The sequence below is a fragment of the Sphingomonas sp. S6 genome (assembly GCF_043498045.1).
In the GTDB taxonomy this organism is placed as follows: Bacteria; Pseudomonadota; Alphaproteobacteria; order Sphingomonadales; family Sphingomonadaceae; genus Sphingomonas.
On record NZ_JBIEOE010000004.1, the window covers coordinates 105,746 to 119,704 of the forward strand.

The 13,959-nt window shown below is 66.1% G+C and carries 19 protein-coding genes; 6 read left to right on the forward strand and 13 right to left on the reverse strand.

The features are described from left to right. Positions 1–6: 6 nt before the first annotated feature. From ACGVWT_RS08200 to ACGVWT_RS08255, 12 genes are all read right to left on the reverse strand, one after another. Positions 7–495 (reverse strand): MmcB family DNA repair protein, encoded by a 489-nt coding sequence (locus ACGVWT_RS08200; RefSeq protein WP_315460959.1) that lies wholly within the window; start codon positions 493–495, stop codon positions 7–9. A 49-nt stretch (positions 496–544) separates the two neighbouring features. After that, entirely contained in the window at positions 545–1,207 is a 663-nt protein-coding gene (locus tag ACGVWT_RS08205; protein WP_315460958.1) for a cell wall hydrolase, read from the reverse strand. 153 nt (positions 1,208–1,360) lie between these two features. Then, positions 1,361–1,687 (reverse strand): DUF1491 family protein, encoded by a 327-nt coding sequence (locus tag ACGVWT_RS08210; RefSeq protein WP_315460957.1) that lies wholly within the window; start codon positions 1,685–1,687, stop codon positions 1,361–1,363. Then, positions 1,684–2,151 carry a PaaI family thioesterase gene (locus ACGVWT_RS08215; RefSeq protein ID WP_116460163.1) on the reverse strand — a complete coding sequence of 156 codons (468 nt, stop codon included), beginning with the start codon at positions 2,149–2,151 and terminating at the stop codon, positions 1,684–1,686. Before ACGVWT_RS08215 ends, ACGVWT_RS08210 begins: the two co-directional genes overlap by 4 nt. Beyond that, positions 2,148–2,612, reverse strand: a complete 465-nt coding sequence (locus ACGVWT_RS08220) for a PTS sugar transporter subunit IIA (protein ID WP_315460956.1) — start codon at positions 2,610–2,612, stop codon at positions 2,148–2,150. Before ACGVWT_RS08220 ends, ACGVWT_RS08215 begins: the two co-directional genes overlap by 4 nt. Positions 2,613–2,678: 66 nt before the next feature. Further along, positions 2,679–3,293 (reverse strand): ribosome hibernation-promoting factor, HPF/YfiA family, encoded by a 615-nt coding sequence (hpf, locus tag ACGVWT_RS08225; RefSeq protein ID WP_043061065.1) that lies wholly within the window; start codon positions 3,291–3,293, stop codon positions 2,679–2,681. Between the two features lie 50 nt (positions 3,294–3,343). Further along, entirely contained in the window at positions 3,344–4,039 is a 696-nt protein-coding gene (dnaQ, locus tag ACGVWT_RS08230) for a DNA polymerase III subunit epsilon (RefSeq protein ID WP_315460955.1), read from the reverse strand. A 7-nt stretch (positions 4,040–4,046) separates the two neighbouring features. Continuing rightward, positions 4,047–4,649, reverse strand: a complete 603-nt coding sequence (gene coaE, locus ACGVWT_RS08235; RefSeq protein WP_315461025.1) for a dephospho-CoA kinase — start codon at positions 4,647–4,649, stop codon at positions 4,047–4,049. 11 nt (positions 4,650–4,660) lie between these two features. Then, positions 4,661–5,473: a shikimate dehydrogenase gene (locus tag ACGVWT_RS08240; protein WP_315460954.1), complete on the reverse strand. Its 813-nt coding sequence runs from the start codon at positions 5,471–5,473 to the stop codon at positions 4,661–4,663. After that, positions 5,470–5,817 carry a hypothetical protein gene (locus tag ACGVWT_RS08245; RefSeq protein ID WP_244057289.1) on the reverse strand — a complete coding sequence of 116 codons (348 nt, stop codon included), beginning with the start codon at positions 5,815–5,817 and terminating at the stop codon, positions 5,470–5,472. The genes ACGVWT_RS08240 and ACGVWT_RS08245 overlap by 4 nt, the downstream gene beginning before the upstream one ends. Then, a complete protein-coding gene (locus ACGVWT_RS08250; protein ID WP_315460953.1) occupies positions 5,814–6,410 on the reverse strand; it encodes a nucleoside triphosphate pyrophosphatase in 597 nt (198 codons plus the stop codon). Before ACGVWT_RS08250 ends, ACGVWT_RS08245 begins: the two co-directional genes overlap by 4 nt. A gap of 139 nt (positions 6,411–6,549) precedes the next feature. Beyond that, entirely contained in the window at positions 6,550–7,359 is an 810-nt protein-coding gene (locus tag ACGVWT_RS08255; protein WP_017980517.1) for a pyruvate, water dikinase regulatory protein, read from the reverse strand. Between the two features lie 312 nt (positions 7,360–7,671). Here ACGVWT_RS08255 and hemE point away from each other — a divergent pair, with 312 nt between their 5' ends. From hemE to ACGVWT_RS08275, 4 genes are all read left to right on the forward strand, one after another. Beyond that, positions 7,672–8,691, forward strand: a complete 1,020-nt coding sequence (hemE, locus tag ACGVWT_RS08260) for a uroporphyrinogen decarboxylase (protein WP_315460952.1) — start codon at positions 7,672–7,674, stop codon at positions 8,689–8,691. Next, a complete protein-coding gene (locus tag ACGVWT_RS08265; protein ID WP_116460169.1) occupies positions 8,691–9,137 on the forward strand; it encodes a CopD family protein in 447 nt (148 codons plus the stop codon). The genes hemE and ACGVWT_RS08265 overlap by 1 nt, the downstream gene beginning before the upstream one ends. Positions 9,138–9,306: 169 nt before the next feature. Further along, positions 9,307–10,563, forward strand: coding sequence for a transcription termination factor Rho (rho, locus tag ACGVWT_RS08270; RefSeq protein WP_394425942.1), 1,257 nt, complete (start codon positions 9,307–9,309; stop codon positions 10,561–10,563). Positions 10,564–10,895: 332 nt separating this feature from the next. Continuing rightward, the gene (locus tag ACGVWT_RS08275) at positions 10,896–11,597 is read left to right on the forward strand and encodes a TerC family protein (protein WP_394426158.1); all 702 of its coding nucleotides are present in this window, start codon (positions 10,896–10,898) and stop codon (positions 11,595–11,597) included. Positions 11,598–11,631: 34 nt separating this feature from the next. Here the strand turns inward: ACGVWT_RS08275 and ACGVWT_RS08280 are convergent, their stop codons facing one another. Next, complete coding sequence (locus ACGVWT_RS08280) at positions 11,632–12,363, reverse strand: dienelactone hydrolase family protein (protein ID WP_315460950.1); 732 nt, start codon at positions 12,361–12,363, stop codon at positions 11,632–11,634. Between the two features lie 72 nt (positions 12,364–12,435). Here ACGVWT_RS08280 and ACGVWT_RS08285 point away from each other — a divergent pair, with 72 nt between their 5' ends. Together ACGVWT_RS08285 and mnmE are read left to right on the forward strand one after the other, a co-directional pair. Then, the gene (locus ACGVWT_RS08285; protein ID WP_165800823.1) at positions 12,436–12,681 is read left to right on the forward strand and encodes a DUF6489 family protein; all 246 of its coding nucleotides are present in this window, start codon (positions 12,436–12,438) and stop codon (positions 12,679–12,681) included. Then, entirely contained in the window at positions 12,681–13,955 is a 1,275-nt protein-coding gene (gene mnmE / locus ACGVWT_RS08290; protein ID WP_315460949.1) for a tRNA uridine-5-carboxymethylaminomethyl(34) synthesis GTPase MnmE, read from the forward strand. Before ACGVWT_RS08285 ends, mnmE begins: the two co-directional genes overlap by 1 nt. The last annotated feature ends 4 nt before the right edge of the window (positions 13,956–13,959 follow it).

Genomic DNA, 13,959 nt, shown 5'->3' on the forward strand with positions numbered 1-13,959 from the left:
CGTCGCTCAGACGAACGCCTCCGGATCGGTGAGTCCCGTCAGCCGTCGCGCCGCACGCCGCGCGAAGGCGAGGATGCAGCGTTTGCGAACGTGCGCAGCCAGCGGCACGCTATGCGCCTCGCGCAGGATCGCCGCGTCATAGCGATCGGCAACGATGACGCCGGTGCGTTCCGGCAGGAAAGCCGAGCCGTCCAGCGGGGCGGTATCGAACCCCGCCGGCACCGCCCAATAATAACGGTCGCAGTGACCGAGATAGTCCGGCCATTTGCCGTCCCCCATCAGGTCGGCGCGCGATACCTTGATCTCGACGATCACCAACTGCCCGCGCGCGTCGATCGCCATCAGGTCGGCACGGCGGCCGCCGTCCAGCGGAACTTCGGGAATGGTGACGAGGTCGTGGCGCAGCAGCATCCGCGTGACGCCGCGCGCGACGTCGGCGGCGCAGATCGCGGGATCGCCGCCCTCAACGCAAGAAACCGGAGCCATGTCGAGCATGACCCCGGTTTAGAACATTCAGCGAACGAGGCAAGCGCCCCGTTGCGGATCAGCGATAGAAGACGTGGTTGCCGATCATCGCGATCTTGGTGACATTGGCACCGGGGCGACGGTTCGGCGTGTTGAAGAACAGCGCCTTGGGAGCCGGGCTGTCCCAGGCCGCATCCAGCGCGACGCGCGCGACGGCGAGGGCGGTGCGATAGGTCGCGCGGCCTTCGTCGATCGCCGGGATTTCACCGTGGCGTACGAAGCTGAACTGGCCGCGCTGCTTTACGACCGAACAGATGTCGCTGGGGAAGCGGCCCGACTTCGAGCGGTTGATGATGACGTTGGCGACGGCGAGCTGACCCGCGAGCGGTTCGCCCTTCGATTCGAAATAGATCGCGCCGGCGAGGCAGCGCTGCGTCTCGTCGACGTCGGCGCTGTCCTGCGCGGCAACGGCTTCGGCGAGGCTGTTATAGTCTTCGTCTTCGCTGGCTTCGACCGTGGGGAGCGGCTGGACCACCGGCTGAGCGGGTCCGAACGTCGCGGTACCGGGAGCGGGAGAGACGGGGACCGATGCCGGAACGACCGGATCGGTAGAGGGGGCGGTCGGTGCGGGAATCGCGGTGCGATTCAGATCCGAGGCCCGGACCGGCGAGCTGTGGCTGATCAGGCCCGCCAGAGAGAAAGACATCACCGCGATAGCCGCGGCGCGCTGCAAAATCGTCATCAACGTATTCGATATGCGGTTGGACCACGGACCCGATCAGTCAGGCTGATCGTCCGGGCATCCCCCCGACTGCGTCACCGACCCGGATCGCACCCAGGCGCGGCACAACGCGCATTCAACGTGCGCGAGCCATCGTCACACAGCCGTCACGAGTCAATTCAACAGGATCGTTTCAGCGGCGAACCGTTCGGCTTCCGGGATATCCAGTTCGACGACCCACAGATCGGGGTCGCGACTGCAACGCCGCCGCCAATAGGCTTCGGCACCATCGGGCGGGACCGATTCGGCTAGAATCGCCACGCCATCGAAGGTGATCGTGCGTTCGAGAACCCGAACCGGAGATGAACGGGACTCGATCAACAGCAGAATCGCGCCCCCTTGCGGGTCGCCCTTCGCCCGCACCATCGCCATGCCACCGGCATCGTTGACCCGGCGCAGCAGCGCGCCGACCATCAGGTGCGTCGGCAGCCGGTCGCTCACGGTGCGGCGCGATAGCCCGGCAGACCGGACAGCGCGATCTGCGAGCGCATGAAAGTGCCGGTGCCGCGCGCCGCCTCCTCGCCATCGGCGTCGATCAGCCGCGCATCGGCGACGTAGACGCGGCGCTTGCCGCTGATCCACCGCCCCTCGGCAATGACGGGCCCCGCCTTCATCGGCCGGGTGAGCAGCAGATTGAACGCGGTGGTCAACAGAAACCGGTCGGTGACCAGGCTGTTCGCCGCATAGAAAGCGGCGTCGTCCAGCATCTTGAAATAGCTGGTGCCGTGCGCGGCGCCCGCCGCGTGATAATGTTCGGGCCCGATCAGGAAGTGGATGCGCGCGACACCCGCCGCAACGATTTCCAGCCGTGATTCGAACAGGCGGTTGATCGGTGCGGCAGCGTAGAGCGATTCGAGGCTGCGATAATGCGCCTGTGCGCCGCTGTCGTCAGTCGTCCCGCTCACGCCGCGTCGCGTGCCGCGTCGGCGGTGAACAGCGCGTACAGCGCATCGGGCGAACCCGCGCCGCGCAGCTTGGTAAGGAACGTCCGGTCGCGCAAGCGCCGCGACACGCGGGCGAGCGCCTTCAGGTGATCCGCACCGGCATCGATCGGCGACAGCAGCATGAACACCAGATCGACGGGCAGATCGTCGACCGCGTCGAATTCGATCGGCTGGGCAAGGCGCATGAAGACGCCGGTCACTGCCGGCAGATCGGGCAGGCGCGCATGCGGGATGGCGACTCCGCCGCCGAAGCCGGTCGAGCCGATCTTCTCGCGCGCCGCCAGCAGTTCGGCGGTCAGGCGACCGTCGATGCCCAGGCTCTCTGCCGCGGTCGCAAGCTGCGCGAACAGGGCCTTTTTATGCGCGACGGCGACGTCCTTATAGACCGCCTCGGGGCGCAGCAGATCGCTGAAGTCGTTCATCCCGGTCTCGAATAAAAGAAAAGGGCCCCGCCGGGCCCGTAACAGTACCGGCGGGGGGTGGAAAGATCAGCTTGCGGCGGGCTGCTGTGCCTGCACGCTGCCGCGCTGCGGCTCAACCCAGCCGATGGTGCCGTCGCCGCGACGATAGACCATATTGTACGCGCCGGTGCCCGCATTCTTGAACAAAAGGGCAGCGGTGTTGCGCAGATCGAGCATCATCACCGCATCCGACACGCTGGCATCGGGAATGTCGACGCGCGTTTCAGCGATGATGAGCGGCGCGTCGCCCACATCCTCTTCGGTGGCGGCTGGTTCCTGGAACAGCGTATAACCCGCGTTGTCATAACCCAGATCCTCCTGGATCGCCGCGGCCTCGCTGGCGTGGCGGTCCTTCAGGCGGCGCATATAGCGGCGCAGCTGGGTCTCGATCTTTCCCGCCGCCCCGTCGAACGCGAGGTGTGCCTCTTGCGCCTGGTGGCTGCCCTTCAGCACCAGGCCCTTCATGACGTGTACCACGATATCGCAGCGGAAGCCGACGTCGTGCGGCCCCTTGCCAAACGTCACCTCGGACGAGATGGCGCGCGCGAAATGCTTGGTGGCGATACCCTGAAGCCGGTCGCTCACATGATCCTTGAGCGCGTCGCCGGTTGCGACCTGATGACCAGAAATCCGGATATCCATCGTCTTCTCCATTGATAGGGGCTGACCTGTTGGCCTTTGCCCGGTTGGCGTTAATCGAACGCCGCGACCCCCCAGATTGGATCCTGCAACTTGGAAACAAATGCCGCGTGGGCGGCAAGTTCCGCCTCGGACGGGCGAAAGGTGCGGGGCGGACGCACCGTGACTGGGCGGCGCACGACCGGCGCCAGTGCGTCTGCGGTCGCGACCTCGCTGACCAGCCCCAGGCCGATCTGCCGTCCGCCCATCAGCTCGACATAGACCTGCGCCAGCAGCTGCGCGTCGAGCAGCGCGCCATGGTGGACACGGTGCGATCGATCGACGCCATAGCGGGTGCAGAGCGCATCGAGCGTATGCTTGGCCCCCGGATGGCGGCTGCGCGCGATCTGCAGCGTGTCGACCATCCGCGTCTTATGGCAGATCGGCGGGAAGCCGAGCGCGCCCAGCTCGCCGTTCAGGAAGCCGAAGTCGAACGAGGCGTTGTGCGCGACGAGCGGCGCATCGCCCAGAAAGTCGAGCAGCTCCGCCACGCCCTCGGCGAACACCGGAAACTTCGACAGGAACGCCGCGGACAGGCCATGGATACGCTCCGCATCGGCCGGCATGTCGCGTTCGGGGTGGTAATAAGCGTGAAAGGTGCGGCCGGTTTCGACCCGGTTGATCATCTCGACGCAGCCGATTTCAACCAACCGATCGCCTTCGCTGAATTTGAAGCCGGTGGTCTCGGTATCGAAGACGATCTCACGCATTACCCTCTTATCCGCCTGCTTCGGCCCTCATGCAAGCGATGACGCGGCGGACGGCCTCTCGCGTCTGGTCGATCGCAACATCGGTGGCGATGATGACGTCGGCGCGCGCGCGTTTCTCCGCATCGGGCATTTGGCGCGCGAGGATGGCGTCGAACTTGGCGGGCGTCATGCCGGGTCGGGTGAGGGTGCGTGCCCGCTGCACCTCGGGCGCTGCTGAGACGACCGCGATCCGGTCAACGTGCGCGTCGCCGCCGGTTTCGAAGAGCAGGGGAATGTCGAAGACGACGAACGGCGCATCGGCGTTGGCGGCGAGGAAAGCCGCACGCTCTTCCGCCACGGCGGGGTGGACGATCCCCTCCAGCCGACGCATCGCGTCGTCATCGCCAAGGACGGCCGCCGACAGCTTCGCCCGGTCCACACCCATATCCGATGTGGTGCCGGGAAACGCCGCCTCGATCGCGGCGACGACGCGGCCGCCGGGGCCTTGCAGGCGATGCACTGTAGCATCGGCGTCGAACACAGGCACGGCGTCGTCGGCAAACATAGTGGCAACCGTCGACTTGCCCATTCCGATCGAGCCCGTGAGGCCGAGAATCAGCGGACGCCCCAGCGACGTAGCGGTCACGTGAGCAGCGCTTCGCGAAGCTCCTCGTCGCGATCGCGTGGGGGTGCGACGCCGAAGAACAGTTCGAACGCCAGCGCCGCCTGGCCGATCAGCATCTCGAGTCCATCGACCGTCTCCAACCCCCGCGCACGCGCCGCCGCGAGCAGCGGCGTTTCGAGCGGCGAATAGACGATGTCGTACACGACGCTATCGTCGTCCAGGTCGGGCAGATCGACGGGCAGGGGGGGCTGGCCGGTCATGCCCAGCGTGCTGGCGTTGACCAGCAGTGCCGTGTCGGGCGGCACCGGTGCCGTCAGCGGCAGCGCCTGCCCCTTGAGGCCGAAGGACGACAGCAACACCCCGGCCTTCAACACGTTGCGGTTGAGCAGCGTCACCGGCCCCATGTCCATTCGGGCGAGCGCGAACAAGACGGCACGCGCCGCGCCGCCGGCCCCGATCACCGTCACCGGCCGATCGGCGAAATCGAACCCGGCGATCGGCGCATAGAAGCCGCCGGCATCGGTGTTGGTCCCGACCAGCGCGCCGTCCTCCGCACGGAAGACGGTGTTGATCGCGCCGATGCCGCCGCGCACGTCCCCGCGATCCTCGACATGATCGAGCGCGGCAAGCTTGTGCGGCATCGTGATGTTGCAGCCACGCCAGGCGGGATCGTCGCGCCGCTCGGCGAAGAAGCGCGGCAGGTCGTCGGTCGTCACCAGCGTCTTGCGATAGTCGGCGTCGAGGCCCAGCTGATCGAGCCAGAAGCGATGGATGACCGGCGATTTCGACTGGGCGATCGGATCGCCGACCACTTCGGCATAAGGGGTCATGAAGGATTCCGGCATTCGAAGCGACCGTCGCAAACGAGGTCGATGGTGAGTGCGCCCACACCGATCAGCACGACCGGCGCGGCGAGCGCGAGGATGGCGGCGAGCAGCAAGGGACGACGTTTCGCGGCAAACTTTGCGAGCGCCGCCACGATGCCGAGGATCAGCGCCCCGATCAGGCAGGGCAAGGCAGACATCAGGCCGACGAATAGCACGGTCAGCGGCCATCCGCCCGCATTCGGTGAATCGTAGAGCATCGGCGAAAACAGAATCGCCATCGCCGCGAACGGCAGGCCAAGGCCGGCGATCACCGCCACGATGATGGCCAACGCGCGATCGCCGTTCATGCGAGTAGCATCCCGCGGACGCGCAGATAGTCGAGCACGCTGAGTAGCGGCAGGCCCAGCACGGTGAACTGGCTGCCGTCAATCCGGCTGAACAGCTGCGCCCCGGGCCCTTCGATCCGATAACAGCCGACGCAGCCGCTGATCGCCGGCCATTCCTGGTCGAGATACGCCTGGATGAAGGCGGGGGAGAGGGGGCGGACATGCATCCGCGCCGCCTCGACGTGGCGCCAGACCGGGCGTCCGGCTTCGGCGATTACTGCGGCGCTCCACAATTCATGACGCGTGCCCGACATGGCGGCGAGATGTTCGGCGGCCTGTTCGCGGCTCTCGGGCTTATCGAGCAGCCGCCCATCGGCGAGCGCGACGACGCTGTCGCTGCCGAGCACCAGCCGGTCGGCGTGGCGCAGGCTGACCTTCACCGCCTTCAATTCGGCAAGCGCATCGGCAAGGTCGCGCGGGGATCGACCGATGAGCGACGCCTTGGCGGCATCCTCGTCGACGCCCGCGGCAGTCGCATCGAACGGGACGCCCGCCGCGGTGAGCATCGCGCGGCGCGAAGCGCTCTGCGAGGCGAGGAGGAGGGGTTGGTTCACGATCACACCTTCATTCGTCATCCCGGCGAACGCCGGGATCCCTGGATACGACGCATTCCGATGTGACGCACACTAAGAGTGGCTCGTGACCGTGGGTCCCGGCGTTCGCCGGGATGACCCATATAGGGGGCACAGGGGATCACCCCTTCCGCTCGTTCGCCAGCGCGATGATCGCCGCAGCCGTCTCCTCAATCGAACGGCGCGTCACGTCGATCACCGGCCAGCCGTTGTCGGCGAACATCCGCCGCGCAAAGGCGATCTCGCGCGTCACCGCTTCCTCCTCGACATAAGCGGTATCCGGCATCTGGTTGAGCGAGAGCAGGCGGTTGCGCCGGATCTGGATCAGCCGGTCCGCGCTGGTCGTCAGCCCGACGACGAGCGGCCGCTTCAGGTCGAACAGCATCCGCGGCGGCGGGCTTTCGACGACGATCGGGATATTCGCGGTCTTCCACCCGCGGTTGGCAAGATAGATGGAGGTCGGCGTCTTCGACGATCGCGACACGCCCGCCAGAACGATATCCGCCTCTTCCCAATCCTCATGCGCGATGCCGTCGTCGTGCGCGATCGTCCATTGGATGGCATCGACGCGGGCGAAATAGGCGGCGTCCAGCGCATGCTGGCGCCCCGGCCGCGCCTTCGCCTGCTGGCCGAGCAATCCCGACAGCGCATCGTTGACCGGATCGAGCGGCGCCACCGCCGGCAACCCAAGCGCCAGACACCGCTGCTCCAGGATACGGCGGGTCGCGGCGTTCACCAGCGTGAAGATCACCAGCCCGGGGTTCTGCGCAATCTCTTGCAGAATCCGCTCCAGATGCGCCTCGGTCCGGACCATCGGCCAGAAATGCCGCACCGTCTCGACGTCATCATATTGCGCGAGGGCGGCCTTCGCGATGTTCTCCAGCGTCTCACCAGTCGAGTCCGATAGGAGGTGGAGGTGGAGGCGCATCATCGCGACCTCCGGGGCAGACCTGTGGACAACATGGGGATGATCGATAGGACAAGTCGGCAGGTCCGCCAAGCGACCCCGACGGCGTGGACAACCGTCATTTCATCCACATGTTCGCCAACATGGCACGTTTTTATCCACAGATCGTGGAAAACGGGGACACCGCGAACCGAATCGACACGATTCCGCGCGTCCTTGCCCGTCAACCTGTGGGTGATTAGGGCATGAAACCGCTTATCCCGTATTCCACGTGCCAATCACTTCATCATCCTTTCTAAGAATCTTTATATAGGAAGAAGGACGCTGACCGATCCTGTGAACAAGCCGCTGCTCGCCACGCTGAAGGGCGCGAAACCGGCTGTGCCGCCGATGTGGCTCATGCGACAGGCGGGGCGCTACCTGCCCGAGTATCGCGCGCTGCGGGCGGAGAAGGGCGGCTTCCTCGCGCTGGCCACCGATCCGGTCGCCGCAGCGGAGGTGACGCTGCAACCGATCCGTCGCTTCGGTTTCGACGGCGCGATCCTGTTCTCGGACATTCTGATGGTGCCCTGGGCTCTGGGCCAGGACCTGACCTTCGGGCCGGGCGAGGGACCGCGGCTGACCCCGCCGTTGGTCGATCACGCGCTCGGCGCGCTGGAACGGGTGCCTCAGCGCCTCGAGCCGGTCTACGCAACATGTGCGCGGGTGGCGGCCGCCTTGCCGCCAGAGACCACCTTTCTGGGCTTTGCCGGCAGTCCCTGGACGGTGGCGACCTATATGGTGGCGGGGCAGGGGTCGAAGGATCAGGGCGAGACGCGCGGTTTCGCCTATGCTGACCGGGCTGCGTTCGGTGCGATCATCGACGCGATCGTCGGCATGACCATCGACTATCTCGCGCGCCAGATCGAAAGCGGGGTCGAGGCGGTGCAGCTGTTCGACAGCTGGGCGGGGTCGTTATCGCCCGATCAATTCGAACGCTGGGTGATCGCCCCCAATGCGGCGATCGTCGCCGGGCTGCGCGCGCGGTGCCCGAACGCGGTCATCATCGGCTTCCCGAAGGGGGCAGGGGGCAAGCTGCCCGCTTATGCCCGCGAAACCGGCGTCGATGCGATCGGACTGGACGAGACGGTCGATCCGGCCTGGGCGGACGCGGTGCTGCCGCAGGGGCTGCCGGTGCAGGGCAATCTCGATCCGCTGGCACTGCTCGCCGGCGGTGCGGCCCTCGATGCGGGCATCGACCGGGTGCTCGCGGCGTTCCGCGATCGGCCGCACGTCTTCAACCTCGGCCATGGCATCGGCCAGTTCACCCCGATCGCGCATGTCGAACATCTGATCCAACGGGTAAGGAACGCGTGATGGAAGCCCTGGCAGCTGCCTATCTGTGGATCGTCGCAGCGCATGTGATCTTCGTCATCTTCTGGATGGCGGGCCTGTTCATGCTGCCCCGCTATCTGGTCTATCATCAGGAAGCGCTGGCGGCGGGGCGTAGCGACGAGGCGGCGCTGTGGGTGGAGCGCGAGGGCAAGATCCGCTCGATCATCCTCACCCCGGCGATGATCGCGGTGTGGGTGCTCGGCCTGACGCTCGCCACCGTGGGCCAGCATTGGGGCGAAGGGTGGCTGCACGCCAAATTCGCCCTCGTGCTGCTGCTATCGGGCTATCACGGCTGGGCGGTCGGCTATGCCAAAAGGCTGGCGCGCGGCGAGATGCGGCTCGATGGCCGTAAGTTGCGCATGATCAACGAGGTGCCGGCGCTGCTGGCGACGGTGATCGTCGTGCTGGTGTTCGTGAAGCCGTTCTGAGCGGCGCAACGCTGTTCTGCGCTTGACGGGGGCCTTGCCCCCTCTTACCTCCTGCCGACGCGTAGAGCCGCCGCCCGGTGGCTCCGCGTTCCTCCTCCGGCTGTTCGTCGCTGCGGTTCCTTCGCCGATCTGAAGCCTCTCCCCACTGCCTACGCATTCGGATTATTCCATGCATCTTAAAGACTTGAAGAAAAAGACCCCCGCCGACCTGGTCAGCATGGCCGAGGAATTGGGGGTCGAGGGTGCCTCGACGCTGCGCAAGCAGGATCTGCTGTTCGCTATCCTGAAGGTGCAGGCGGAGAATGGCGACCAGATCATGGGCCTCGGCACGATCGAGGTGCTGCAGGACGGCTTCGGCTTCCTGCGTTCGCCGGAAGCGAATTATCTCGCCGGCCCGGACGATATTTATGTGTCGCCCAATCAGGTGCGCAAGCACGGCCTGCGCACGGGCGATACCGTCGAAGGCGAGATCCGCGCGCCCAAGGATGGCGAACGCTATTTCGCGCTGACCAAGCTCACCTCGGTGAACTTCGACGATCCCGAGGCGGTGCGCCACCGCGTCAACTTCGACAATTTGACGCCGCTGTATCCGGAATCGAAGCTGACGCTCGATCCCGCCGATCCGACGCAGAAGGACAAGTCGGCGCGCGTGATCGACATCGTCTCGCCGCAGGGCAAGGGTCAGCGCACGCTGATCGTCGCCCCCCCGCGCGTCGGCAAGACGGTGATGCTCCAGAACATCGCCAAGGCGATCACCGACAACCATCCCGAGGTGTTCCTGCTCGTCCTGCTGATCGACGAGCGGCCTGAGGAAGTCACCGACATGCAGCGCAGCGTGAAGGGCGAGGTGGTGTCCTCGACCTTCGACGAACCCGCGCAGCGCCACGTGCAGGTTGCCGAAATGGTGATCGAAAAGGCCAAGCGCCTGGTTGAGCACAAGAAGGAAGTCGTGATCCTGCTCGACAGCATCACGCGCCTCGGCCGCGCCTACAACACCGTCGTGCCGTCGTCGGGCAAGGTACTGACCGGCGGTGTCGACGCCAACGCACTCCAGCGGCCGAAGCGCTTCTTCGGTGCGGCGCGCAACATCGAAGAGGGCGGCTCGCTCTCGATCATCGCCACCGCGCTGATCGACACGGGCAGCCGCATGGACGAGGTGATCTTCGAAGAGTTCAAGGGCACGGGTAACTCCGAAATCGTCCTCGACCGCAAGGTCGCCGACAAGCGCGTCTTCCCGGCGCTCGACGTCGGCAAGTCGGGCACGCGTAAGGAAGAGCTGCTGGTCGACAAGGACAAGCTCAGCAAGCAGTGGGTGCTCCGTCGCATCCTGATGCAGATGGGCACGATCGACGCAATGGAATTCTTGCTCGACAAGATGAAGAATTCGAAGACCAACGAAGACTTCTTCGACAGCATGAATCAATAGCCGAGCATGGCCGGTCGCGTACTGCGGCCGGACTCATGCCGGCTCGGCTGGCGGGCGCCGCGATGCAACCCGTCCGGCGCGGGTTTGGCCCGCATCCGCCGAATTCCATTCGTCACCCCGGCCGCAGAGCCGGGGTCCCGCTCGTTGTTCTACCGTCCCGAGCACAAATAGCGGGACCCCGGGTCAAGCCCGGGGTGACGGGATGGTGCCGGCGCTTCGTCACCAGCAATACAACGTCACAATCCTCACCGACGCGTCACCGATGGCTTTCGCGCGTTGCTGCGGTATGCACCACAGCATCAACGGGGAGTAATGACGTGTCCATCATCGCCATGCTGAGCGCGGCCGCCGCCAGCGGGCCGGGATCTCCGGCCGAGATCTGGCAGCATATCATCAACGATTTTTCGAACATCACGACCCCTGCGGCGCTGTCGGCGTTCGTGCAGGTGCTGATGATCGACGTCGTGCTGGCGGGCGACAATGCGATCGTCGTCGGCGCGCTGGCCGCGGGCCTGCCGGTCGATCAGCGCAAGAAGGTCATCCTGATCGGCATCCTCGCCGCGCTCGTCCTGCGGATCATCTTCGCGCTGGCGGTCAGCTGGTTGCTCGGCGTGATCGGGCTGATCTTCGCCGGCGGCATCCTGCTGCTGTGGGTTGCATGGAAGATGTGGCGTGAATTGCGCGGCGAGCACAACGCCGGCTCACCCGAGGTCGAGGGCGACGAGACCGCCGGCCTGAAGCCCGCCAAGAGCTTTGCGGCCGCCGCCTGGGCCGTTGCGGTCGCCGATGTGTCGATGAGCCTCGACAACGTGCTCGCCGTTGCCGGCGCGGCGCGCGATCATCCCGGCATCCTGATCATCGGGCTGCTGCTGTCGGTCGCGCTGATGGGCATCGCGGCGAACCTGATCGCCAAATATATCGAGCGCTATCGCTGGATCGCGTACGTCGGTCTTGCCGTCATCGTCTATGTCGCAGGCAAGATGATCTACGAAGGGATCGTGGATCCCAACGTGGGGCTCCAGGCCTTGTTCTGAAGGGAAGGGGGGCCGCGAAGCCCCCCTTTTTGTATCAGCCGAGGTGCGCTGCGAAGAAGGACGCGGTGCGCTGATCGGCAAGCTGCGCCGACTCGTCCGAGCGGCGCTGGCCGAACTCGGTGGCGAAGCCGTGATCCTCGCCCGGATAGTCGAACAGCGTGACCTTGGCGTGATCGTCTAGCCCGGCGTGCATGCGGGCCTGCGCATCCTTGTCGACGAAATGATCCTCCTGCGGAATGTGCAGCAGCACCGGATGGGCGATCGCATGCGCTTCGCCCAACAGGCCGTCGATGCCGACGCCATAATAGCCGACGCTGGCGTCCACGTCGGTACGCGCCGCGGTCATGAAGGCCAGGCGACCGCCGAGGCAGTAGCCGACGACGCCGACCTTGCTGGTCAGGCCATCACCCTGGTGCACGTCATTGAGCATCGAGCGCGCCGTGCGGATGGTCGCTTCGATATCGCGAATGCCGGCGTCCTGGTCGAACTCACCCATCAACGACAATGCGCGCTGCATCTGATCGGGCACGTCCGGATCGAGCTCGACACCCGGCGCGATCTGCCAAAACAGGTCGGGGGCGAGCGCCAGATAGCCATCGGCGGCCAGCCGATCGCATTTGTTACGGATGCCGGCGTTCACGCCGAAGATTTCCTGGATGACGACGATGGCCGCGCGCGGGGTGCCTGCGGGCTGGGCGACATAGGTATCGAAACGGCCTGTGCCGTTCAGCGTTTCAATGGTGATCGTCCGGGACGTGGCAGTCATGGGTGCTCCTCTCGCGCAGCCGATCCGGCTGGGCTATGGCAAACGCCAACAGGCCGCAACGGGATGCATGCGATGAAGGTAACGGTGGACGTGGATCTGACCCCGGAAGAGGCACGCCGCGCGATGGGCCTGCCCGACCTGACGCCGCTGCACGAACGCTATGTCGCCGCGATGCTGGAAACGATGAACGGGCAGGTTCGTCCCGAATTGCTCGAAAACATGATGAAGAGCTGGGCGCCGATGGGCGAGGCCGGCTTTGCGATGTGGCGCCAGCTGTTCGAGACGGCGACCAAGACGGGCAGCGGCTCGGGCAGCTGATGACGACGATCTTCGCGCTGTCGAGCGGCGCGGCACCGGCCGGGATCGGCGTCATCCGGGTGAGCGGTCCGGACGCGATGGCCGCGGTGGCGATGTTGGCGGGGACCTTGCCGCCACCCCGCGAGGCGCGGGTGCGCGCGTTACGCGATGCCAGGGGGGCGCTGCTCGATCGCGCCCTCGTGTTGGTGTTTCCGGGACCCGCGACAGCGACAGGCGAAGATCTGGTCGAACTGCACTGCCATGGCGGCCGTGCGGTCATTGCGGCGGTACTCCGGGTGCTGGGTGAGCAACCCGGTCTGCGCCCGGCGATCGGGGGTGAATTCACGCGCCGTGCGCTGGCCCATGGGCGCATCGATCTGGCCGAGGCGTCGGGTCTCGCCGATCTGCTGTCCGCCGATACCGAGCGGCAGCGCGTTGCGGCGCTCGCAGCGGCGGAAGGCGCGGTGAGCCAGCGTGTGCGCGGCTGGCTTGATCGGCTAGCGATGCTGTCGGCGATGGTCGAGGCGCAACTCGACTTTGCGGATGAGGACGATGTCGACGACGACGCGGCGGCGATGGCTGCGGTGGCCGACGGCCAGCGCGCCCTGGCCTCAGAACTGGCGGCGGTACTCGCCAACCCACCAGTCGAACGGCTGCGTGACGGGATCAGCGTCGTCCTTGCCGGCCCACCCAATGCGGGCAAGTCGACGCTCATCAATCTGCTCAGCCAGCGCGAGCTTGCCATCGTCTCCCCGATTGCCGGTACGACTCGGGATCGGATCGAGGCGACGGTGGTGCGTAACGGTCTGGTCTATGTGCTGACGGATACGGCGGGCCTGACCGAGAGCGATGACCCCGTGGAACAGATCGGTGTCACGCGGGCGGAGAGGGCGGTCATCGCGGCGGACGTGCTGCTGTGGCTCGGCGATACCCCGCCACCGCGCGACGATGCGATATGGCTGCATGCGCGGGCTGACGTGCCTGGGCGGGTTGCAGCGGAGGGCACGCAAGCCGCGGTGTCGCAGGATGACGACGCCAGTGTCGAGACGGTATGGCGTCTGATCGCGTCTCGGGGGGAGGCGATGGTGCCCCGGGGCGACGCGCTGGCGTTTCGCGAAAGCGAACGGGCGGCCTGCCGGGATGCTCTGGATGCGATACGCCAGCCGGAGGGTGACCCGCTCGTCATCGCCGAACAACTGCGGTTGGCACGACGGGCACTGGCCACGATCCTCGGTATCGATGCGACGGAGACGATGCTCGACGCATTGTTCGGACGGTTCTGCATCGGCAAGTGATGTT

Bases quoted from the DNA above. Each gene is read 5' to 3' on its own strand.
- ACGVWT_RS08255 (WP_017980517.1), bottom strand. From the start codon at position 7,359: ATGATGCGCCTCCACCTCCACCTCCTATCGGACTCGACTGGTGAGACG.
- ACGVWT_RS08285 (WP_165800823.1), top strand. From the start codon at position 12,436: ATGAAGGTAACGGTGGACGTGGATCTGACCCCGGAAGAGGCACGCCGC.
- ACGVWT_RS08275 (WP_394426158.1), top strand. From the start codon at position 10,896: ATGCTGAGCGCGGCCGCCGCCAGCGGGCCGGGATCTCCGGCCGAGATC.
- mnmE (WP_315460949.1), top strand. From the start codon at position 12,681: ATGACGACGATCTTCGCGCTGTCGAGCGGCGCGGCACCGGCCGGGATC.
- ACGVWT_RS08280 (WP_315460950.1), bottom strand. From the start codon at position 12,363: ATGACTGCCACGTCCCGGACGATCACCATTGAAACGCTGAACGGCACA.
- ACGVWT_RS08200 (WP_315460959.1), bottom strand. From the start codon at position 495: ATGCTCGACATGGCTCCGGTTTCTTGCGTTGAGGGCGGCGATCCCGCG.
- ACGVWT_RS08245 (WP_244057289.1), bottom strand. From the start codon at position 5,817: ATGAACGGCGATCGCGCGTTGGCCATCATCGTGGCGGTGATCGCCGGC.
- hpf (WP_043061065.1), bottom strand. From the start codon at position 3,293: ATGGATATCCGGATTTCTGGTCATCAGGTCGCAACCGGCGACGCGCTC.
- ACGVWT_RS08240 (WP_315460954.1), bottom strand. From the start codon at position 5,473: ATGACCCCTTATGCCGAAGTGGTCGGCGATCCGATCGCCCAGTCGAAA.
- rho (WP_394425942.1), top strand. From the start codon at position 9,307: ATGCATCTTAAAGACTTGAAGAAAAAGACCCCCGCCGACCTGGTCAGC.
- dnaQ (WP_315460955.1), bottom strand. From the start codon at position 4,039: ATGCGTGAGATCGTCTTCGATACCGAGACCACCGGCTTCAAATTCAGC.
- ACGVWT_RS08205 (WP_315460958.1), bottom strand. From the start codon at position 1,207: ATGACGATTTTGCAGCGCGCCGCGGCTATCGCGGTGATGTCTTTCTCT.
- ACGVWT_RS08265 (WP_116460169.1), top strand. From the start codon at position 8,691: ATGGAAGCCCTGGCAGCTGCCTATCTGTGGATCGTCGCAGCGCATGTG.
- ACGVWT_RS08220 (WP_315460956.1), bottom strand. From the start codon at position 2,612: ATGAACGACTTCAGCGATCTGCTGCGCCCCGAGGCGGTCTATAAGGAC.